Below are 20,861 nucleotides of genomic sequence, written 5' to 3' on the forward strand. Positions count from 1 at the left end.
ATGTTCAGGGATCCAGTTGGGGGCGGGACAGGCCCAGGTTTACTCGCGAAAAGGGCACTACAAGACTTGGCGTTGGGCAACCAGCAACAGCGACTGCGGTACCGGGCTTTGCGGGTGCTGCGGCTCCTGCAGGCTGACCAGGCGCAACCCGGCCATGTCCAGAGCATTCAACCAACTGGCGAGGGTGCGGAAGTACCAAGGCATCGGGGCCCACTGCCCGGCAAATCCGGCGAACGTTTCTTCGCGCCATCCATCCTGGTAATCGCCATTGGCCATCGTCCAGGGATGCAGGGTCTGGATCACCATTGCGCCGTCTGGGGCGAGCAGGGCGCGCATGGCGTCGAGCAGCGGAATGATGTCCTGATGCAGCAAGGCGAAGTTGGCGCACACCAGGTCGTACTCCTGGCCGACGTCCACCTGCCTTTGCGCCAACTGCTCGTAGGTCGCCTGGTATACACGGCTCGCCCCGGCAGCCTGCGCGGCCTGAACCAGCGTCTCGTCACCATCCACGCCCGTCACCTCGATCCCGCGCTCGGCCAAGGCGCGCAACAACCAGCCCTCGCCACAGCCCAGGTCCAGCACGCGCTCAGGCTGGCGGCCCAGCACCGCGAGCAGGATGGCCTGGTCGGTGACTTGCCGCCGGCTTTCGATGGCACCGCTGCGCACGGCGGCTATCCAGGCTTGGGCGTTGTGCTGCCAGCTTTGCAGCAGTGAAGCGTCAGGTGTGGGCATCGGGCGTGTCCGCTGAGGGGTCAAGCACAAGGATAGGCCGGATCGCGCCACCCAAGGCGCAGGGCTTCTGGCATGATGCTCGGACTGCGTGTATTCGAAAGATGAATCTTGCCTATGACAGACAGTGCGAAACCCAATAGATCGATCTATGATCTGGATCTGCTACGGGCCGTGGTGATGGTGGCCGATTGCGGCAGTTTCACCACAGCCGCTGCCAGGCTTCACTCTACCCAGTCGACAGTCAGCCAGAAGGTGCGGCGGTTGGAGGAAATGGTCGGGCATCAGTTGCTCGATCGCAGCAACCGGGAAGTGCATCCGACCGATGCCGGCGAGATGCTGTTGGGTTATGCGCGGCATTTGCTGGCCGTGAGCAACCAGCTGAGCGAGGCGCTATCCGGCGGCGTGACGGTGACCGTGCGCATCGGCTTGCCGGACGATTTTGTCGCCGGCAAGACGATGGCGTCGCTGGCGGCGTTCAATCGCAAGCATCCCAAAGTGAAGCTCGAGATCACCGGCGGCCTGAGCCGAGACCTGATGGGCAGCTACGACCGTGGCGAGCTGGACCTGGTGCTGGTCAAGCAACGCCGTCACAGCCGCGAGGCCAATGCCTGCCAGCCGGAACGCATCGAATGGATCGACAGCGCGCAGTACCCGTGCTTTGCCCAGGACCCGATCCCCTTGGTGACCTTCCCGCCGCGGGGCCTGTATCGAGACGACATGATCAGCGCGGTCGAGGCCATGGGGCGTAGCTGGCGCATCGGGTTTACCAGCTCGAGCCTGGCCGGTATCCAGGCGGCGGTGGCCAATGGGCTGGGGGTCAGTCTGCTGCCGTCCCGGGTGGTCACGCCTGGGCATCGGGTCTTGGGCGCCGAGGAGGGTTTCAAGCCGATCAAGGTGTTCGAGGCGGCGATCTTCTACCGGCCCACGGCCGACCCGATGGTCAAGGCGCTGGCGGACATCCTGATCGGCATCCTGCGTGACGAAGCACCTGAACCGGCCTGATTCCGTCCAGGGGCCGACTCAGCGGCGCATCTCACGACTGAACTGAGCAGCCTTGAGCTGCAAGATGGCGGGCCCGCCCCAGAACGCCCCATGGCGCACGATCAATCGCTCGTGCAGCGCCGCCGCCACCGCTGCCGCCGCGTTCGGTGCCTTGAACAACAAGAAGCTCGCCTCGTTGCCCACCTTCAGGCCGTAGTCGGTCTTGCCCATCACGGCGGCGCTGGCCTCGGTGGCCATGTCCAGCGCAACCCGCAACTCCTCGTCGGTATTGAACCCAGAGCGATAGCTGACCAGCATCGCGCGCTGCAGCATGTCGCCGTTGCCATAGGGCCACCAGGCATCCTGGATGTTGTCGTTGCCGGTGAACACCCGCACCCCCCCTGCACGCAGGCGCAAGACCGGCGGAAAGGCATGCTCGCCAGGCGCATTGGTCATGATCGAGACACCTGCGTGGGCCAGTACCTGCGCGGTTCGGTCAACCACCTGCTCGGACACATCTCCCAACCCATACGCATGGCTGACCGCAACCAGGCCCTGCATGCCCAGGGCGCGGGTGCGTGCAGCGATGCGTTCGAGCTGGGCAATGCAAATCTCGCCCGGTTCATGGAGGTGGATATCGGCCTTCACCCCATGGCGCTCCGCGATGCCGAAGATTATGTCCAGCTGTGCTTCGGCATCGCCGTCCAGCGTCGTCGGGTCGATGCCGCCGACCACTTGCACACCCTCACGCACGGCAGCTTCCAGGATTTCGGCGGTACCGGGGCAGGACACCACGCCCGCCTGGGGAAAGGCCACCAGTTCGATGTCGATCAGGTCCTTCCAGTTATCCCGTGCTTGGAGAATGGCGTTCAGATGGCTCAGCCCAGTCGTGGCATCCACGTCCACGTGGCAGCGCATGGCGAGCGTGCCATAGGTGGCGGCCTGGCGGATCAGGGCATCGGCGCGGTCGAGGATTGGTGGGGCGCTGGCCAGTTCGCGTTTTTCCACCGCCAGGCGCTCGCGCAGGGTGGCGACGTTCTGGTGCGGTCGCCAGCGGTCGCCAACGAAGCTCTTGTCCAGGTGGATGTGGCCATCGACGAAGCCGGGCAGGGCCAGCAGGCCTTCCAGGTCGATGGTCTCGGCTGCGGCGACGGCGGCGCGCTGTGGACCGATGTGGGTGATACGTCCGTTCTTCACGGCGATGTTCAGGGGCAGGCCATCTGCGTCGATGGCGTTGATGAACTCACGGTCGTTCATGGCTGGCCTTTTATCATCGGGGCCGGTTCGACGAAGCGCACGGTGGCGGGCGATGGCCCCTGGGTTGGATGTAGCGACACACGGTAGGGAATCTCCAGGGGCCTCACAAATTAAATATCGGCATCGATTGCAGTGCGTTTCTGGATACAGGCAAGCGGTATCGGCGTGCATTAAAAAGCCCACTGGAGTCGATTCCGATATTTAACTTTCAAAGGCCTCAGGCAAGGCCCAGGATTGCATCCCAGAGCGGTCAAGCCACCGCTCACCTGGGTCTGCGGGGCGTCTATCGCGGCGTATTGGGCCCAGTCACCCAAACAATAAAAACAAACGCTGTGGGCAGGGTCACCTGATCTAGCAGGTGATGCTGTGCAGCGTGTCAGGGTCCATTCATGATCAAAGACTCCAAGCTACTGCGTGCTTCCCTCATCTTCATCGCCTGCACTTCATTCATCGTCTGCGGTGTACAACCAATCTTCATGGGGTTGGTCACCGAACAACTGAACTTGTCGCTCGATCAACAGGGCTGGGTCGTCTCGGTGGAGATGATCGGCATGACCCTGGGCACATTGCTGTGCCCGATCGTGATGAAACGCCAGGGTGGGCGCAGCCTCTGTCTGTGGGTGGGGTTGCTGTGCGTGGCGCTGAGCATGGCCACCGCCTTTGCGCCGAGCAACGGCACGCTGCTGCTGGTACGCCTGGCGGCGGGCACGTGCGCCGGGTTGATCTATGCCTATGCGGTGTCCACGTTGGGTCGTTTGCCCTACCAGGACCGCTCGTTCGGCTTGATGCTGTTGCTGCAGACGCCTGAGTACTCGTTGTTTTCCGCCGCCTTGCCCCTGCTTGCGGCCCAGAGCGGCACGGTGACGGCGCTGTGTTCCTTTGGCCTGTGGTACCTGCTGATTTGCGGCGCGAGCCTTGCGCTGCCACGCAAGCCCGCGGCGCTGATCGGTAGCGGCGAGGGGACGTGCGCCCAAGGCGGTTCGTCGCGCATGGGGCGCAGCGCGCTGGTGGGCATGCTGTTCATGCAGATCGCCATTTATTGCGTGTGGGGCTTCATCGACCAATTGGCGCGTGACCAGGGCATCGACGGTGTCGATATCGGCTGGGCGTTTGGCCTTTCTGCGATCGGCGGCTTGCCGGGGGCGGGGCTGCCTAGCCTGTTGGGCGCGCGGGTCAACCGGCAGCTGATGATCGCCGTGGGCCTGGTGGCGATCTTCGTGTCGATCGCCATGCTGACGGGACACACCCGCACCCCGATGCAGTTATTCGTGGCGCTGCTGTTGATTAACTTCGGCTGGGTATTGTCGTTGTCGTACTACATGGCGTTGATCACTACCAATGACCCGACCGGAAAACTCACGCCCCTGGTGAGCATCACCCTGATGGGCGCGGCGGCGGTGACCCCAGCCCTGATCGCCTTGCTGGTGGAGGGATCGAATCAGCAGTTGATCTTCCTGTTGGGCACCAGCGCGCTGGTGATCGCGTTTGCGGTGACGTGCCTGGGTGGCCGCTCGAAGAGGGCTGGGGAGCGGTTGTCGGCTTCAGCTTGAGCCGCTCCCACAGGGACTGCGCCTCGATCTCAAGTCTGCTCAGTCCCTATATATGTAAACAAAGACGTTAAATTATTCGCATAACCTGCTGATATATAACGTATTAACGTTTTGCAATCGCATGCTGTACGCATTGCTCGTAGTACGTCTGCCTGATCGCTGCGGGCTTGAGCCGGGACTGGCTGTTGTAGGTCTGCTCGGTGATGCCGAAGGCGGTCATGCGCATCCAGGGCTTGGGGAATTTGCGCGTCTGCAACTTCTTACGCGTGGCATACAGCGTGACGCCGGAAAGCTTGGCCTGCTGCGCATCGGCGGCGATTTGCGAACCCCAGTGGCATACCTGACGATCGTTCTGGTTCAGGGCCTTGGCTTGGGCTGCGAAGGCGGCCGTGGCCATCACACAGCCGGCGATCGTTGCTAGAAATACCCGCATGATGCTGTCCTAAGCTTATGAAGGAAAAGGGAGTTTGCCTTCACTTCTCAGGGCTGGGGGCCAGCAATTTGCCGTCAGCTGCGCACCAGGAGCATCGTCAGCAACACGCCGCCCAGCAATAGCAGGTAGGCGCGGGCATGGAGCGTATCGTTGATGCGTCCGACCAACGGTGCAGCCAGTGCCATCCCCAGCCAGGCGCCCGCCACCAAGGCTGTCGCGGCATACAGATTGACCAGGCCCAGATAGCCCACCCCCAGCGTCAGTTGCGCCTGAGGCAACAGGGCGTAGGTCAGCGTGGCCACCAATGCCATGGGCAACGACAGCGGATTGGCCATGGCCGTGGCGGTCAGCATGCTCGCGCCGCGTCGGCGCATCAACGGTACGGTCATGACGCTGCCACCAACACCCAACAACGCCGCCAGCGCACCAATCGGCACGCCGATCAGGGTCGAGTGCCCTGGGCCCAACGGGGGGCGCTGCGAGCGGGTCTTCGCGACGAAGCCTGGGCGAAACCAGCCATCGAGCAGGCTTGCCAGCACGTAGGCGACGAACAGCCAGCGCAGCCAGTCGCTGTCCAGCCAGAGCGCGGCGATGGCGCCGAGCAGGGCGCCAAGACCGATGCCCGGCACCAGCAGGCGCACCAGTGCCCAGTCCAGGCTCCCGGCGCGATGATGACGCCAGCTGGCCAGGGCACTGCTGACGATCATCACCGCGGCGGAAGTGGCTACGGCGATCTGCATCGCATGCTGACTGACCACGGAGCCCGCCTCATGACTGGCCAGCAGCAGCGCATAGAGCAAGGGCACCGCGAAGAACCCGCCGCCAAAGCCGAACAACAACGTGGTGACGCCTGCGCACAGGCCGAACGCGACGAGCAACGCGTAGAACATGCAACGCCCTCCAGAGCGGATTGAAGGCTGCACGATAATGGGCCTCGGCCTGGCCGGCTTACGCGCGTTGGCCAATAATCGTTGTTTTTCGGCCAAGGCGATCGGCATGCGCAACATTCCTTTGCACACCATGGACGCAACGCCCCGCCCCGTGCTTGCCATCGGCACCGACTACCCGCCTGGCACGCTGCTGGCGGCGCACAGCCATCGACGGGCGCAGTTTCTCTACGGTATGAGCGGTTTGATGGATGTGCTCACCGATGACGGCGCCTGGGTGGTTCCGCCCTACAACGGCGTCTGGATACCGCCCGGTAAGCGCCATCAGGTGCGTATGCGGGGTGTCAGCACACGCAGCCTCTACATCGAACCCGAAGCGGTGCCCAGGCCGGGTGAGCAATGCGAGGCCTTGCTGGTCAGCCCCTTGCTCCACGAACTGCTGCTGGCCAGTGCCGATGTCCCGGCGTTGTACGACGCCCAGGGGCGCGATGGCTTGCTGGTCGCCTTGATGCTTGCTGAACTGAGCCGTGCCCGGCCATTGCCACTGTTTGCGCCGATTCCGCAGGAGCCACGCGTTGCGCAGTTGTGCCTGGCGTTTCTGGCTCAACCGGATATCCGCGTCACGCCACAGGATTGGGCGCATCGGCTCAATTGGAGCCTTCGTACCTTCACCCGGCGCTTTCGAACGCTCACGGGGTTGTCGTTCGCCCAGTGGCGACAGCAGGCATGCCTGATGGCGGCGGTGACGCGTCTGGCGGCGGGGGAGTCGGTGACACGGGTGGCGCTGGATTTGGGCTACGAGAGCCCGAGTGCGTTTTCCAGCATGTATAGACGGATGATGGGGGAGGCACCGTCGGCACTACGGCACACGGCGGTGTGAGGCAAAAAACGATCGCGGAGACAGGCACAAGCCAGCCGCCCGCTTCCACGGGAAGTGTTCTGGGACCAGCAGAGGGTGACCGGGGAAGCGGGGGCGACATTGCGCCGCCCCGCGATCAAAACTAACGAAGAAGAATCAGGCAGCCTGGTTGCGCTTGCCCTGGGATTTGCGCACCTGGGTGCGGCAGGCGTCGCCGAAGGCTTCGAAGATCTTGATCGAGTCAGGGTTCTTCGCGGCTTGCCATTCCGGGTGCCACTGCACGGCGAACAGGAACGGCGAGATGCTCGGGGCGTGGATCGCTTCGACCAGGCCGTCTTCAGCGTGGGCGATCGGCTCGATGCCTTTGCCCAGCTTGTTCAGGCCTTGACCATGCAGGGAGTTAACGCGGATCTCGTCGGTGCCGAGCTTCTCGCGCAGCCAGCTGCCTGGTTGGACCTTGACGCTGTGCACGGCCTGGTACTGGACCTCGACCGGATCTTCCGGATTCTCCCGGTGATCGTTGAAGCCTGGCTCGGCGTAGACCTTCTGGTAGATGTCACCGCCCAGGGCCACGTTGATTTCCTGCATCCCACGGCAGATACCGAAGATCGGCAGGCCACGGGCGATGGCCATTTTCACCAAAGGAATGTCGAACAGGTCGCGATCTTTGTCCTGGGCCTTGCCCGGGGTCTGGTTTTCCTGGCCGTAGAGGGCCGGGTCGATGTTGCTGCCCGCGCCGGTCAGGTAGACGCCGTCGGCCATGTCCAGGTAGGTCTCGAGGTCTTCGACGCCACAGCAGGTGGGCACGAGGACCGGGACGCAACCGGCGAATTCGACCAGCGGAGTGATGTATTTGTGGGTCATGACCTGATAGTCATGGCCTTTGCGCTCTTGGCTGCCCATGGTCATCAGGACGACGGGTTTGCGCAGGGAGGGTTGCTTGTTGCCAATGTTGCTGTTGGACATATGTCACCTTGGGACAGGTTCATCCTGTCGTTGTTGTGCAGGCGCACGGGCTCGGCCTTGAGTACGTCCTGAAACCCCGAGCACTGCCGGCTCGCCTGGCAGGCGATTCCGGTCGGGGCTTGTTCATAGCTTGCCAGAGCCGTTCGATATGTCAAACGAGTGGCGAGGGGTGAAGGCGCCGTTTTTCGGGGGGTTGAGGGCTTGGAGCCCTGCGGTGACAAGGGTTTGGCGGGGGGTTAGGTCAATAATATTTAACGATGCAGTTGGGTCTTTGCATGGGTGCAATGAGTGCCGGCGGGTACAGGGGTTTGGTGGTTTGCAATACCCGCACGAGGGGGCCTTCCCGTTCCCATCTCACTAAAAACCAGCCAGCTCCATCCGGACGCCAAAAACGCGGTGGGAGCAGGTTTACCCACGAATACGACGGTGCATTCACTATCGCATTGGCGGGTGAACCCGCTCCCACAGGGGCGGTGCTTATCCAGAGAGGGAGCGCTGATGCGCGCTAGTGCAGGATTTGTTTGAGGAACGCTTGTGCCCGCTGGGTTTTCGGGTGGTTGAAGAACACCTCCGGTGGGCTGTCCTCGATGATCTGCCCGCCTTCCAGGAACAGTACGCGCTCGGCCACCTGACGGGCGAAGCCCATTTCATGGGTGACGCAGAGCATGGTCATGCCGGTCCCGGCCAGTTGCACCAGCACATCCAGCACTTCGGCGACCATCTCCGGGTCCAGCGCCGAGGTGGGTTCGTCGAACAGCATGATGCGCGGCTTCATGCACAGCGCCCGTGCGATGGCCACCCGCTGCTGCTGGCCGCCGGACAGCTGGCTGGGGTACTTGTGCGCCTGGCTCTCGATGCCGACCTTGCTCAGGTACATGCGCGCCCGTTCCTCGGCGTCCTTGCGCGACAGACCGCGTACGCTGGTGGGGGCGAGCAGGCAGTTGTCCAGCACGCTCATGTGCGGGAACAGATTGAAGTGCTGGAACACCATGCCGATCTCGCTGCGCACCTGGGCGGCCTGGCGGCTGGTGGCGGCCAGGTCCGTGCCGGCTACGTGGATGCTGCCCTGTTCGGCGATCTCCAGACGGTTGATGCAGCGAATCAAAGTCGACTTGCCCGAGCCTGAGGGACCGCAGAGTACGATGCGCTCGCCTTCGCGGACCTGCAGGTTGATGTCGTGCAGCACATGGAAGGCGCCGTAGTGCTTGTTCAGGCCCTCGATGCGGATCAGCACTGGGCGCGCGTCGGGTTCGGGGGTGACACTGGCAAGGCTCAGAGAGGCGGCGGTCATCTTGTTGTTCTCCCGCGTGGATGTTTAGTCGAAGCGTGCGGCGCTGTAAGGCGACGGGTCGGTGAAAGGCGCCTGGCCTGTGACCAGTTCGGCCAGCAGGCGGCCAGTGACCGGGCCCAGGGTCAGGCCGTGGTGGGCATGGCCGAAGTTGAACCACAGGTTCTTATGCCGTGGCGCCGGGCCAATCACCGGACGCATGTCCGGCAGGCAGGGGCGCCGGCCGAGCCACGGACGGTCGTCCAGGCGCTCGCCCAAGGCCGGGAACAGCTTGCGGGCCAGGGCTTCGCAGCGCCCCAGCTGGATCTCGTTGCCGGGGGCATCGTGGGCGGCGAACTCGATCCCGGTGGTCAGGCGTACGCCACGCGCCATCGGAGCCAGAACGTAGCCACCTTGGGTGTCGCAGACCGCGTGGGCCAGTTCGGCGCCGTCCCGGGTGCTGTAGTGCATGTGATAACCGCGCTTGATCGCCAGCGGGAAGCGATAGCCCAGGGGCTCGAACAGGTCGGCCGACTGCGGACCCAGGCAGGCCACCACCTCGTCGGCAATGACCGGGCCGCGGCGGCTGTTCACCTGCCACTGGGTGCCGACCTGACGCAGGCTGCGGGCATCGCCATGGATGAACTGCCCGCCGCGCTGGATGAACAGGGCGGCATAGCCGCGCGTCAGGCCGCCGGGGTTGTTGACGGTCTTCGGGTCCAGCCAGTGAATGCCGCCAATCACATCACCCTCGAGCTGATGCTCCCGGGCTTGCAGTTGGTCGCGTTCGAGAATCTCGTACTTCAGGTTGTAGCGGGCAAGGCCCTGCAGGTCGGCCTTGGCCTGGGCGAACAGGGCAGGGTCGCGGTAGACCTCGATCCAGCCCTTGGCCTGCACCAGTGCGCCAAGGCCTGCGGCGTCGATCAGGGCGTCGTGCTCTTCGACGCAGCGTTGCACCAGCGGCAGCATGTCGGCGGCGGCACTGGCCAGGCGGCCCGGCGCGGACTGCTGCCAATAGCGCAGCAGCCAGGGGGCGGCCTTGGGCAGGTGCAGGAAGCTGTAGCGCACGTCGGGTTGGCGGTTAAGTCCGTAGCGCAGCAAGGCGCCCAGGTTGCGAGGAAACGCGTAGGGGATGACGCTGGAGCGTTCGATCAATCCGGCGTTGCCATGGCTGGTGCCGCTGCCCGGCTCGTCGCGGTCGATCAGGATGACCTGGCGGCCTCGGGCCTGAAGGTGCAGGGCGGTACTGACGCCGACGATACCGGCGCCCAGAACGATGGTTTGGCAATGCATGGAGCGTATCCTTCGGTCAGTTCAGGTGGCGGCCCAGGCGGGCTTCCAGGTGTTTCAGGGCGCGGCGGACGATCTCCACGATCACCAGGTAGAGCACTGCGGCCCACAGGTAGATCTGGAAGTCGAAGCTGCGCGAGAACGCCAGCTTGGTCACGCCCATCAAGTCGTAGATGGTCACCAGCGAGGCGATGGCGCTGGCCTTGATCATCAGGATCAGTTCGTTGCCCAACGGGCCGATGGCCACCAGTAGCGATTGCGGCAGGATGACCTTGAAGAAGGTGGTCGAGCGCTTGAGGCTCAAGGCCCGCGCCGCTTCGTATTGGCCGGGGGCCACGGCCATCAGGCTGCCGCGGAAGATCTCCGCCTGATAGGCGGCGGTGTTCAAGGTGAAGGCCAGCAGCGTGCAGTACCAGGCTTCGCGGAAGAACCACCACAGGCCCATGTCCTGCCAGAAGCCCTTGAGCGAGCCCAGGCCGTAGTACAGCAAGAACAGCTGCGCGAGCAGGGGCGAGCCGCGGAAGAAGTACACGTAGCCCGCCGACAGGCGCTGCAGCACGCGGCTTTGGGACATGCGCGCCAGCGCCAGTAGCAGCCCGAGCACCGCGCCCAGGCTGAAGGAGATCGCCACCAGCTTGGCGGTCACCAGCAAGCCGTCGATGAAGCGCGCGCCGTAGCGTTCGAGCAGGTCGGGGTCGAGCACCATGGCCAGCAGTTGTTCGAGGCTCATGCCCGGGCTCCTTGCAGGTGACGGTTGCAGCGTCGTTCGATGAAGGCAAAGACCCGCCCCGACAGTGCCGAGAACAGCAGGTAGCCCAGGCAGGCGACGCCATAGAAGAACATCGGTTCCTTGGTGACACTGACCGCCAGGTTGGTCTGGCGCATCAGGTCGACCAGCGAGATGGTCGACACCAGCGAGGTGTCCTTGAGCAGGGATAGCCAGTTGTTCGACAGCCCAGGCAGGGCGATGCGGGTCAGTTGTGGCAGCACCACCTTGAAGAATCCGGTGCGTTTGCTCAGGCCCAGGGCCGAACAGGCCTCCAGCTGGCCTTTGGGCAGCGTCTTGAAGGCGGCCAGCCAGATTTCGCTGGAAAACGCGGCGAACACCAGGCTGAACGCGATCATCGCGGCGAGGAAGGTGTTGATCAGCACCTCGCCTTCATAGCCCATCGCCGCCAGCAGCTTCTGTGCGGCGATCTGGCAGCCGTAATAGATGATCAGCAGTGTCAACAGCTCCGGCAGGCCGCGAAACACCGTGGAGAAACTGGTGGCCCAGGCGCGTGCAGCGCGCTTGCGCGAGCGCGCGGCGAGGGCCACGAGCAGGCCCAGGGGCAGACCGATGGGCAGGCAGGCCAGGGCCAGCGACAGGGTCACCAGGGCGCCGGCGAGCAGCGCCTGACCCCAGCCACCGCTGGCGAACGACAGCAAAGACAGTTGATCGAGCATGGAGGAGACTCCTCAGCGACATCGATATCGAAAGGCAACAGCGATCCTGTGGGAGCGGGCTTGCCCGCCAATACGTCGGTGAGTCCACTGCCGTATCCGCAGATAAACCCGCTCCCGCAGGCGTCAGGTCAGTTGTAGATGTCGAAGGCGAAGTACTTGCTGGCGATCTTTTGGTAGGTGCCGTTGGCGACGATTTCGGCCAGCGCCTTGTTCAGACGCTCGCGCAGGGCGTCGTCGTCCTTGCGTACGGCGATGGCGGCGTCAGCCTTGGTGCCGTTGACGTCACCCAGGACCTTGCAGCAGTCCTGGCCGTTCTTGTTCATCCACTCGTGCAGCGGGAACTTGTCGGCGATTACCCCGTCCAGGCGGCCGGCGGCCAAGTCGGCGTTGGCTTCGTCCATGGTCGGGTAGAGCTTCACGTCGGCGCCGGCCTTGGCGTAGACGTCTTCGGCGTAGATGGCCTGGGTGGAGGACGACTGGGCCCCGACGGTGTAGCCCTTGAAGTCGGCCTGGGCGTCCTTGATCGGGCTGTCCTTGGCCACGGCGACGGTCAACGGGGTGCGGTAGTAGTGGTTGGTGAAGGCGATCTTCTTGCGACGCTCCTCGGTGTCGATCATCGAGGCGACCACAGCATCGTATTTGCGGGCCATCAGGGCCGGGATGATGCCTTCCCAGTCCTGCGCCACCAGGGTGCATTCGACTTTCATCTGCGCGCACAGGGCGTTGGTGATGTCGATGTCGAAGCCATGCAGCTTGTTATCGGCATCGACATAGTTGAAGGGCGGATAGGCGCCCTCGGTCGCGAAGCGCAGGGTCTCGGCGCTGGCCGCGCCAGTCAGCAACAGGGCGCACACACCCACCACGGACAGGGTCTTTTTCATCTAACACCTCTGGACTTTCACTCTTGCTATTGTTGTTTTCCCGTTGGCCACGAGGTGTAGCCGACGAATGCGTTATGTAGAGCGGCAGTTGCTTCCAAGCGTCTTTCAACATCAGGTCCCAGCTTCCTGCAGACCTCGTTGACCATCAGGTGCACCCACGACAGCATTGCCGAGGTGGACTCCCAGAAGAGGTTGAATTCGGTGGGGATGCGGAACACCTCGTCGGCGTTGGCATCGGCCCAATCACAGAAGGTGTCGGTCACCAGGGTGACCGGAATGCCCGCTTCGCGTGCTTTGCTGCACAGCAGCAGGGCATGGCGGGAGTAACGGCGCGCCTCGAACACCACCAGGGCACTGTCCTGGGCAGGGCCCAGCAGCACGTCGCCGAAATGCCCGGCGCTGCCATCGACCAGCTGTACGCCATCACGCAGGTATTGCAGCAAATGGCTCATGCACATGGCCACGCCGCGCTCGGTCTGGAAACCTGCGATGAACACGCGGCGCTTGCTCGCCAGGCGCTGGGCGACCTGTTGCCAGGCCTGGCTGCGGCGGTACTCATGCACGCGCACCAATGCAGCGATTTCAAGGTCAAGACTGCCGGAGCTCTCGCTGTCGTCCTCGCCTTGGCGATACTCTTGCAGGCGATCTCCCACTAGCCAAGGGCCGTCCCCCAGGTCGTTCTGCAGGTCTTGCTTGAGCGCCTTGAGGTGGGCATAACCCAGGGAGCGACAGAAACGCCCGACACTGGATTCGCTGACGCCAAGCTTGGTCGCGATGCTGGCCGACGTCTGGAACGGCAACTCGTGCAGGTTGGCGAGCATGTAGCTGGCGATCTTGCGGCCCGAGGCTGCGGCGCTTTGCAGGCTGCTCTCGAGGCGTTGCTTGATCGGTTGGCTCATGGTCGACTCCGGGATGGGTGAGGCTTGCGATAGAAAATGGATGTTTTCTGTCATCAAGTCAACAATTGACAGATAGCTGTCATTCGCGGGATAAGTTTTGCCATTGCTTGCGCTGTAGCCATTCCACGTCCAAGAAGTACAAGAACAGGAGCTCCAGATGTCCGCACCTTCCGTAAGCCCCGTCGTGCGCGTGCCTTTCGCCGAGCTGCAGGCGTTGTTGCAACGCATCCTGCAGCGTCATGGTTGTGCCGAGCCGGTCGCCGCGGCGCTGGCTTACAACTGCGCCAGCGCCCAGCGCGATGGCGCCCACAGCCACGGGGTATTTCGTATTCCCGGTTATGTCTCGACCTTGGCCAGTGGCTGGGTCAACGGGCGCGCCGAGCCGCAGGTGAGCGATGTGGCCCCTGGCTATGTGCGGGTCGACGCCGGTGGCGGTTTCGCCCAGCCGGCCCTGGCCGCAGCGCGGCCTTTGCTGGTGGAAAAGGCGCGCAAGGCTGGCATCGCGGTACTGGCGATCCACAACTCGCATCACTTCGCAGCGCTCTGGCCGGACGTGGAACCGTTCGCCGACGAGGGGCTGGTGGCCTTGAGCGTGGTCAACAGCATGACTTGCGTGGTGCCCCATGGCGCACGCAAGCCTCTGTTTGGCACCAACCCGATCGCCTTTGCCGCGCCTTGCGCCGGGCACGATCCGATCGTCTTCGACATGGCCACCAGCGCCATGGCCCATGGTGATGTACAGATCGCCGCGCGGGCCGGCGAGCAACTGCCGCCGGGCATGGGTGTGGATGCCCAGGGGCAGCCGACCTGCGACCCCAAGGCGATTCTCGAAGGTGGCGCACTGCTGCCGTTTGGCGGGCATAAGGGCTCGGCGCTGTCGATGATGGTCGAATTGCTGGCAGCGGCCTTGACCGGTGGGCATTTCTCCTGGGAGTTCGACTGGTCCGGGCATCCGGGGGCGAAGACGCCTTGGACTGGGCAATTGATCATCGTCATCGACCCGACCAAGGCCGAAGGGCAACGCTTTGCCCAGCGCAGCCGAGCGCTGGTCGATCACATGCAGGAAGCGGGGCTGACCCGCATGCCAGGGGAGCGGCGCTACCGTGAGCGCGAGGTGGCGCAGCGTGAAGGGGTGGCGCTGACCGAGCAGGAGCTACAGGGGCTCAAGGCTTTGGCGGACTGAACGCGCCCGGGCCGGCCTTCGCGGATACAACCGCTGCTTTCACAGGGCTTGCGCAAGCCCCTGTGGGAGCGGGTTTACCCGCGAAACGGGCAGCGCTGATGCCGAGTCAAAGGTGCGGGCCAGGGCTCCGTGCAAGGCTGCATTGAACACCTTGCACATCAGTGATGTTCCTCCAGCCTCACTGAGGGTATTCTCGGGGCAGCATTTCCCGAACTGTCCTGATCCAAGGAGCTGTGCGCTGTGTTCAAACATGTCGATGCCTATGCCGGCGACCCGATTCTCTCGCTGATGGAGACCTTCAAGGCCGACCCCCGTGCCGACAAGGTCAACCTGAGTATCGGCCTGTACTACGATGAAGCCGGCGTGGTGCCGCAACTGGCGGCAGTGGGCGAGGTGGAAAAGCGCCTGGCCGACCAGCCCCACGAAGCCTCGCTGTACCTGCCGATGGAAGGCTTGGGCAGCTATCGCCAGGAGATTCAGGCGCTGCTGTTCGGTGCCGATCATCCGGCCGTGACCGGCGGGCGCGTGGCCACCGTGCAGACCGTCGGCGGCTCCGGCGCCCTGAAAGTCGGCGCCGACTTCCTCAAGCGCTACTTCCCGCAGTCCGAGGTCTGGGTGAGCAACCCGACCTGGGATAACCACCGCGCGATCTTCGAAGGTGCGGGCTTCAAGGTCCACACCTACCCGTACTTCGACCCGACCACCCGTGGCGTGGACTTCGCCGGCATGCTGGCGTGCCTGCAAGGCCTGGCGCCCAACAGCATCGTCCTGCTGCACCCGTGCTGCCACAACCCCACCGGCGTCGACCTGAACCAGAACCAGTGGCAGCAAGTGGTGGAAGTGGTCAAGGCGCGTCAGCTGATTCCGTTCCTCGACATCGCCTACCAGGGCTTCGGCGAAGGCTTGGTGGAAGACGCCTACGCGATCCGCGAAATGGCCCGTGCCGGCGTGCCGTGCCTGGTCAGCAACTCCTTCTCCAAGATCTTCTCGCTGTACGGCGAGCGGGTAGGGGGGCTGTCGGTGGTCTGCGATGACGAAGCCACCACCGCAAGCGTGCTGGGCCAGCTCAAGGCCACCGTGCGCCGCAACTACTCCAGCCCGCCCTGCCATGGCGCGCAACTGGTGGCCGGCGTGCTGGGCGATGCCGAGCTCAACGCCCAATGGGTGGCTGAGGTCGAGGTGATGCGCAAGCGTATCCTCGACATGCGCCAGGGTCTGGTCGACCTGCTGGGCGAATTGCTGCCGGGCCAGGACTTCCAATTCTTCCTGCGCCAGCGCGGCATGTTCAGCTACACCGGTTTCAGCGTCGCCCAAGTGCGTCGCCTGCGTGACGAGTTCGGCGTCTACCTCATCGACAGTGGTCGGGTGTGCATGTCCGGCCTGCGTCCGGCTAACCTGCGTCGGGTGGCCGAGGCGTTTGCGGCTGTGCAGCAGGGTTGAGACCCTGAAGGGCACCTGCTTGGTGTCCGGTAGGCTGTTCGCCTGAAACAAGGGGCCTTCACGTCAGGCCCCTAGTTCATTCACCTCACCGTCGTTGTTCCGATGGAACCTACTCAGCCGGGCAGCTCCCGCTCGTTGCTCCTGCTCATATAGGGCTCGTCGTTTTACTACACGGTGCGGTCGGTGGTGATGCTCACGGCGAAGTCCTCGTTGAAGCGGCTGCCGTTGGACGAGAACCAAGGGACGCGCCAGCCCATACGCCGGCGAACATAGGATGCCCGATACCGCCGCCATCGACACATCGCGGTGCGCCCAGTGCAGGTTGGCACAATCTCATAAGGTTAATTTGCGTTGTTAGCAATGCAGCCCACGCTTCCAATTCATGGGGGCGGAAGATTTTTAAGTTTTCTATTTTTAGAAAAGTATTTTGAATTTTATTGAATGTGGCGCAAGTGCTTTTCAAGTATTTTGAGCGTTATTGCACGTAATGTTTAGTTAGTAATTCGATGTGTGGGATGTCGCCTGCTAGGTAATGGGAAGATTCGCTAGTTGCGCTCCGGTGTCTGGCGCCTATCATGAAATGGCGTAACTCACCGGAGGTGTACTGGGACATACAGCTGGAAAATGATCAAGCCTGTCGCCATCGCGAGGCACTGGTTCAAGGCGTGGAGCGCTTGATGAACAATGTCGGAAGTCGAGACTACGAATGTTTCAAAGGTGATTTGCAAGTTATTTCTAACGCTTTGGGCAAACGTCTTGATACCGGGGCCGTGGACTGTCAACAGATTTTTTCTCTGCTGAGCTGAAACGTCGCGTCCGAAACTAATGGGACGTCGCTTTAAGTGAACATCACAGCGAGTGTGCGTGTCTGTGATTTCTGCCTGATTACGGAACTCTTTAAATGTCATCGATAACTGAAGTAAGGCAGCCAGGGCCTCGGTCCAATCGCTGGCTGGGTCTGGCGGTATTGATGTTGCCGGTATTACTGGTGACGGTGGATAACACCGTCCTGGGTTTCGCGCTGCCGAAGATTGCCGAGGCGCTTCACCCCACTGCCAGCCAGCAATTATGGATGATTGATGCCTACTCGTTGGTGCTGGCCGGGTTGCTGGTATCCATGGGCAGCCTGGGAGACCGGATAGGTCATCGTAAACTGCTGCTGGTCGGGTCCCTGGGTTTTGCCATCACGTCCATCATGACCGCCTACTCCAGCAGTGCCGTGCAGTTGATTGGCGGGCGGGCTTGTATGGGGATCTTTGGCGCCATGCTGATGCCTTCGACACTGGCATTGATCCGGTCGGTCTTCGAGGACCGGGAAGAGCGGCGCCTGGCTGTCGCCATCTGGGCAACCACCTTGACGGTGGGTTCGGCGCTCGGCCCTTTGATTGGTGGCGTGCTGCTGGAGTTTTTCAGTTGGGGGGCGATCTTCCTGCTGGCGGTGCCGATACTGATGCCGCTGCTGATCCTCGGGCCATGGTTGTTGCCCGAGTCAGAACCTGATGCGTCCGGTCCCCTTGATCCTTTGAGTATCCTGCAGTCAATGGTTGCCCTGGGGGCGCTGGTCTATGGCATCAAGCACGTAGCCGGCGAAGGCGTGAACAGTCTGGCTATGACAGCCTTTGTCGTCGGCGCGGCAAGTGGCTGGCTATTTGTGCGGCGTCAACTGCGGCTGCCGGTTCCCGTGATGGACCTGGCGCTATTTCGCAACAAGACGTTCAGCGGTTCTGTCGTCATCAACCTGATGAGTTTGGCCTTCCTGATCGGCTTTGTCTTTTTCGCCACGCAGTTCTTGCAAATCGTTTTGCGTATGTCTGCGCTCAATGCCAGCTTGGCATTGGTGCCTGGACAAGTCTTGGCGATTATCGTAGGGATGCTGGTGGTACCCGTTGTTCAACGGGTACCGGTGCCTGTGTTGGTGCCCGTACTGCTAGCGTTTACCGGTGCCGCGTTTTTACTGGTTGCCAGTCTTGGCGCTAGCCTGACGGTCGTGGTAGTCGCCTTTGCCTTATTGAATATTGGCGTGGGAGCAATTGCCACGGTGTCCAATGACGTGATTCTGTCGGCTGCCCCGCCCGCCAAGGCGGGAGCGGCATCGGCGATCAGCGAAACGGCCTATGAAGTGGGGGTGGTGCTGGGGACGGCGGTATTGGGAGGTTTGGTTACCGCCCACTATCGCGGAGCTCTAGATTTGCCGGCGTTTCTCACGCCGATACAAGAGCACCTCGCCAGCGAAACATTGGCCGGCGCCCATGCCGTAGCGGCGGCACTGACAGGCGATCAGGCCAGCGAGTTGATGAGCATCGCCGTGAATGCCTTTGAAGGAGGCATTGGCTTGATGTCATGGGTGACATTCGCCCTGGCTGTGATGGCCATTGTCATTGCTCGCTGGACGCTGAGAGTGAGTTAGGATCCTGGCCTTGGTCGTGCGCCTGCTTGAGCGCCGCGATGTGCGCTATCGAATGCAGCTCGGCGCTGTTGATGAGCGCCTCGGCGCAATGCCTTTCGAGCAGGCCGGTACCAGAGAATCGGCATGGATGATAACCGGACAGCGATGGGCCGTATTCCCGCGATTGTTTTTCGACGTGCAACCGTCGACGTTTGGCGGGTGATGCCGCGTTTCGGAGAATTCCTACCTGATAGGTGCAACCGTCTGTAGGGCGGGGCTATGCAAGTGCAACCCAATCAGCGCACAATCGCGCCCCTCTTTTCGGTTGAGGTGTGCGAAGCCTTCTGTTTCGCCGCTCTCAGCCTGTTGCAGTCTTGCGAGTGGAGTTGCACCCGGAATGAATGAGCAGGCCCCAAGCGTTGAACAACGCTTCGAAGAATCGACCCCAGCCACCCTCGGCAGCTGGTCGCGACAAGACACCACCTGGATGCTGGGCCTGTTCGGCACGGCAATCGGCGCCGGAACCTTGTTCCTGCCGATCAACGCCGGCCTTGGCGGCTTCTGGCCGCTGCTTATCCTGGCCGTACTGGCCTTCCCGATGACCTATTACGCTCACCGCGGACTGACCCGTTTCGTGCTCTCCGGGCGCAGCGGCGGCGACATCACCGAGGTGGTCGAAGAGCACTTCGGCATCAAAGCCGGCGCGCTGATCACCGTTCTGTACTTCTTCGCCATCTTCCCGATCCTGCTCATCTACAGCGTCGCTCTGACCAACACCGTCAGCAGCTTCATGGAGCACCAGCTGCACATGACTCCGCCACCGCGGGCGCTGCTGTCGTTCCTGCTGATCTTCGGCTTGCTGCTGATCGTGCGCTGCGGCGAACAGGCGACGGTCAAGGTCATGAGCCTGCTGGTCTACCCATTCATCGTCGCCCTGGCGCTGCTGGCCCTGTACCTGGTACCGCACTGGAATGGCGGCATCCTCGACAGCGCAGGCCAACTGCCGTCGGGTTCGGCCTTCCTGCATACGATGTGGTTGGCGATCCCGGTGATGGTGTTCTCTTTCAACCACTCGCCGATCATTTCAGCCTTTGCGGTCGACCAGAAACGCCGCTACGGCGAGCACGCCGACGAGCGCAGCGGGCAGATCCTGGCGCGCGCTCACCTGCTGATGGTGGCGATGGTGCTGTTCTTCGTCTTCAGCTGCGTGCTGACCCTCAGCAGTGCCCAGCTCGCCGAGGCCAAGGCACAGAACCTGTCGATCCTGTCGTACCTGGCCAACCATTTCAGTAACCCGGCCATTGCCTTCGCCGCGCCGTTGATCGCTTTCATCGCCATCGCCAAATCCTTCCTGGGCCACTACATCGGCGCCAGCGAGGGCCTCAAGGGCATCATCGGCAAGGCTGGCCTGCGCCCAGGTGCCAAGGCCATGGACCGTGTGGTCGCTGCGCTGATGCTGGTGGTGTGCTGGGTCGTCGCGACCCTCAACCCAAGCATCCTGGGCATGATCGAGTCCCTTGGCGGCCCGATCATCGCTGCGCTGCTGTTCCTGATGCCGATGTACGCCATCCGCCGTGTGCCGGCGATGCGCAAGTACAGTGGAGCAATGTCCAACGTCTTCGTCGTGGTGCTGGGCCTGGTGGCCATGTCCTCGGTGGTCTATTCGGTGGTCGATAGCCTGCTGGGCTGACCTGCCGACACTGTATAAAGAGAAAGGCCCGGATGGTTTGTCGCCATTTGGGTCTTTTTATTGTCCACAAAAAAATCCTGGAATTAGAACAATTTAACTTTTCCGATAGGCACTTGCGCGCCTTCATGCTTAACTCAGTGTCCTTTTCAAAACCCCGCATAAGGATCTCGTCATGGCTCAAGTGACTCTCAAAGGCAACCCGGTACAGGTCAAAGGCAATCTGCCGCAGGTCGGCGCCCAGGCACCGGCGTTTTCCCTGGTCGGTGAAGGCCTGGCCGACACCTCGCTGCAGAACTTCGCTGGCAAGCGCAAGGTGCTGAACATCTTCCCGAGCGTCGACACCCCGACTTGCGCCACCTCCGTGCGCAAATTCAATGCCCAGGCCAACGACGTGGCCAACACCGTGGTGCTGTGCATTTCTGCCGACCTGCCGTTCGCCCAGGCGCGTTTCTGCGGTGCCGAAGGCCTGGAGAACGTGAAGAACCTGTCGACCCTGCGTGGTCGCGAGTTCCTCGAAAACTACGGCGTGGCCATCGCCGACGGCCCGCTGGCCGGCCTGGCTGCCCGTGCAGTGGTGGTGCTGGATGAAAACGACAAGGTCCTGCACAGCGAATTGGTTGGCGAAATCGCTGACGAGCCGAACTACGACGCGGCGCTGGCCGTGCTGAAGTAAACAGGCCGGGGGCTGTGTGCCCCAGCGGTCACACGTTGTAA

At 62.7% G+C, this 20,861-nt stretch carries 21 protein-coding genes and 1 pseudogene; 9 read left to right on the forward strand and 13 right to left on the reverse strand.

Features of this window, described 5'->3' with window-relative positions; translation table 11 throughout:
• Positions 1–57: 57 nt before the first annotated feature.
• Entirely contained in the window at positions 58–732 is a 675-nt protein-coding gene (locus DQ397_RS10165; RefSeq protein WP_043214216.1) for a bifunctional 2-polyprenyl-6-hydroxyphenol methylase/3-demethylubiquinol 3-O-methyltransferase UbiG, read from the reverse strand.
• Positions 733–846: 114 nt separating this feature from the next.
• On the opposite strand from DQ397_RS10165, the gene DQ397_RS10170 reads away from it, so the two are divergent.
• Positions 847–1,734 carry a LysR substrate-binding domain-containing protein gene (locus DQ397_RS10170; protein ID WP_043214218.1) on the forward strand — a complete coding sequence of 296 codons (888 nt, stop codon included), beginning with the start codon at positions 847–849 and terminating at the stop codon, positions 1,732–1,734.
• A gap of 18 nt (positions 1,735–1,752) precedes the next feature.
• Here DQ397_RS10170 and DQ397_RS10175 read toward each other — a convergent pair whose 3' ends face one another.
• Positions 1,753–2,970, reverse strand: a complete 1,218-nt coding sequence (locus tag DQ397_RS10175; protein WP_043214220.1) for an amidohydrolase family protein — start codon at positions 2,968–2,970, stop codon at positions 1,753–1,755.
• A 389-nt stretch (positions 2,971–3,359) separates the two neighbouring features.
• On the opposite strand from DQ397_RS10175, the gene DQ397_RS10180 reads away from it, so the two are divergent.
• Positions 3,360–4,520, forward strand: a complete 1,161-nt coding sequence (locus DQ397_RS10180; protein WP_043214221.1) for an MFS transporter — start codon at positions 3,360–3,362, stop codon at positions 4,518–4,520.
• Between the two features lie 103 nt (positions 4,521–4,623).
• On the opposite strand, the gene DQ397_RS10185 is transcribed toward DQ397_RS10180, so the two are convergent.
• Complete coding sequence (locus tag DQ397_RS10185) at positions 4,624–4,953, reverse strand: hypothetical protein (protein ID WP_043214223.1); 330 nt, start codon at positions 4,951–4,953, stop codon at positions 4,624–4,626.
• Between the two features lie 74 nt (positions 4,954–5,027).
• Positions 5,028–5,843: a sulfite exporter TauE/SafE family protein gene (locus tag DQ397_RS10190; protein WP_043214225.1), complete on the reverse strand. Its 816-nt coding sequence runs from the start codon at positions 5,841–5,843 to the stop codon at positions 5,028–5,030.
• A 106-nt stretch (positions 5,844–5,949) separates the two neighbouring features.
• Between DQ397_RS10190 and DQ397_RS10195 the strand changes: the two genes are divergently transcribed.
• Positions 5,950–6,720, forward strand: a complete 771-nt coding sequence (locus DQ397_RS10195) for a helix-turn-helix domain-containing protein (protein WP_043214257.1) — start codon at positions 5,950–5,952, stop codon at positions 6,718–6,720.
• Between the two features lie 135 nt (positions 6,721–6,855).
• On the opposite strand, the gene DQ397_RS10200 is transcribed toward DQ397_RS10195, so the two are convergent.
• From DQ397_RS10200 to DQ397_RS10230, 7 genes are all read right to left on the reverse strand, one after another.
• A complete protein-coding gene (locus DQ397_RS10200; RefSeq protein WP_043214227.1) occupies positions 6,856–7,665 on the reverse strand; it encodes a gamma-glutamyl-gamma-aminobutyrate hydrolase family protein in 810 nt (269 codons plus the stop codon).
• Between the two features lie 505 nt (positions 7,666–8,170).
• The gene (locus DQ397_RS10205) at positions 8,171–8,956 is read right to left on the reverse strand and encodes an amino acid ABC transporter ATP-binding protein (protein WP_043214230.1); all 786 of its coding nucleotides are present in this window, start codon (positions 8,954–8,956) and stop codon (positions 8,171–8,173) included.
• Positions 8,957–8,980: 24 nt separating this feature from the next.
• Positions 8,981–10,225, reverse strand: coding sequence for an FAD-binding oxidoreductase (locus DQ397_RS10210; RefSeq protein ID WP_043214232.1), 1,245 nt, complete (start codon positions 10,223–10,225; stop codon positions 8,981–8,983).
• 16 nt (positions 10,226–10,241) lie between these two features.
• On the reverse strand, positions 10,242–10,952 hold the full coding sequence (locus tag DQ397_RS10215; protein ID WP_043214233.1) for an ABC transporter permease: 711 nt from the start codon (positions 10,950–10,952) through the stop codon (positions 10,242–10,244).
• A complete protein-coding gene (locus DQ397_RS10220) occupies positions 10,949–11,668 on the reverse strand; it encodes an ABC transporter permease (protein ID WP_043214234.1) in 720 nt (239 codons plus the stop codon). Before DQ397_RS10220 ends, DQ397_RS10215 begins: the two co-directional genes overlap by 4 nt.
• Positions 11,669–11,796: 128 nt before the next feature.
• A complete protein-coding gene (locus tag DQ397_RS10225; protein ID WP_043214235.1) occupies positions 11,797–12,549 on the reverse strand; it encodes a transporter substrate-binding domain-containing protein in 753 nt (250 codons plus the stop codon).
• Positions 12,550–12,575: 26 nt separating this feature from the next.
• On the reverse strand, positions 12,576–13,448 hold the full coding sequence (locus tag DQ397_RS10230) for a MurR/RpiR family transcriptional regulator (protein ID WP_043214236.1): 873 nt from the start codon (positions 13,446–13,448) through the stop codon (positions 12,576–12,578).
• Between the two features lie 157 nt (positions 13,449–13,605).
• Between DQ397_RS10230 and DQ397_RS10235 the strand changes: the two genes are divergently transcribed.
• Together DQ397_RS10235 and DQ397_RS10240 are read left to right on the forward strand one after the other, a co-directional pair.
• On the forward strand, positions 13,606–14,631 hold the full coding sequence (locus DQ397_RS10235; RefSeq protein WP_043214238.1) for an Ldh family oxidoreductase: 1,026 nt from the start codon (positions 13,606–13,608) through the stop codon (positions 14,629–14,631).
• Between the two features lie 240 nt (positions 14,632–14,871).
• The gene (locus tag DQ397_RS10240; protein WP_043214240.1) at positions 14,872–16,071 is read left to right on the forward strand and encodes an amino acid aminotransferase; all 1,200 of its coding nucleotides are present in this window, start codon (positions 14,872–14,874) and stop codon (positions 16,069–16,071) included.
• A gap of 167 nt (positions 16,072–16,238) precedes the next feature.
• Here the strand turns inward: DQ397_RS10240 and DQ397_RS25000 are convergent, their stop codons facing one another.
• Positions 16,239–16,328 (reverse strand): hypothetical protein, encoded by a 90-nt coding sequence (locus DQ397_RS25000; RefSeq protein ID WP_372240754.1) that lies wholly within the window; start codon positions 16,326–16,328, stop codon positions 16,239–16,241.
• 318 nt (positions 16,329–16,646) lie between these two features.
• On the opposite strand from DQ397_RS25000, the gene DQ397_RS10250 reads away from it, so the two are divergent.
• Together DQ397_RS10250 and DQ397_RS10255 are read left to right on the forward strand one after the other, a co-directional pair.
• Positions 16,647–16,877 carry a hypothetical protein gene (locus DQ397_RS10250; protein WP_148921537.1) on the forward strand — a complete coding sequence of 77 codons (231 nt, stop codon included), beginning with the start codon at positions 16,647–16,649 and terminating at the stop codon, positions 16,875–16,877.
• 164 nt (positions 16,878–17,041) lie between these two features.
• Complete coding sequence (locus DQ397_RS10255; protein ID WP_148921538.1) at positions 17,042–18,478, forward strand: MFS transporter; 1,437 nt, start codon at positions 17,042–17,044, stop codon at positions 18,476–18,478.
• A 1-nt stretch (position 18,479) separates the two neighbouring features.
• On the opposite strand, the pseudogene DQ397_RS24720 reads toward DQ397_RS10255, so the two are convergent.
• Positions 18,480–18,619: pseudogene (locus DQ397_RS24720) on the reverse strand (precorrin-4 C(11)-methyltransferase); the annotation flags it as partial.
• 235 nt (positions 18,620–18,854) lie between these two features.
• Between DQ397_RS24720 and DQ397_RS10265 the strand changes: the two are divergent.
• On the forward strand, positions 18,855–20,147 hold the full coding sequence (locus DQ397_RS10265; protein WP_043214245.1) for a serine/threonine transporter: 1,293 nt from the start codon (positions 18,855–18,857) through the stop codon (positions 20,145–20,147).
• Between the two features lie 172 nt (positions 20,148–20,319).
• Positions 20,320–20,820 (forward strand): thiol peroxidase, encoded by a 501-nt coding sequence (gene tpx / locus DQ397_RS10270; protein WP_043214248.1) that lies wholly within the window; start codon positions 20,320–20,322, stop codon positions 20,818–20,820.
• Positions 20,821–20,861: the final 41 nt, after the last annotated feature.

This window comes from Pseudomonas sp. CK-NBRI-02, from assembly GCF_008124495.1.
GTDB lineage: Bacteria > Pseudomonadota > Gammaproteobacteria > Pseudomonadales > Pseudomonadaceae > Aquipseudomonas > Aquipseudomonas guariconensis.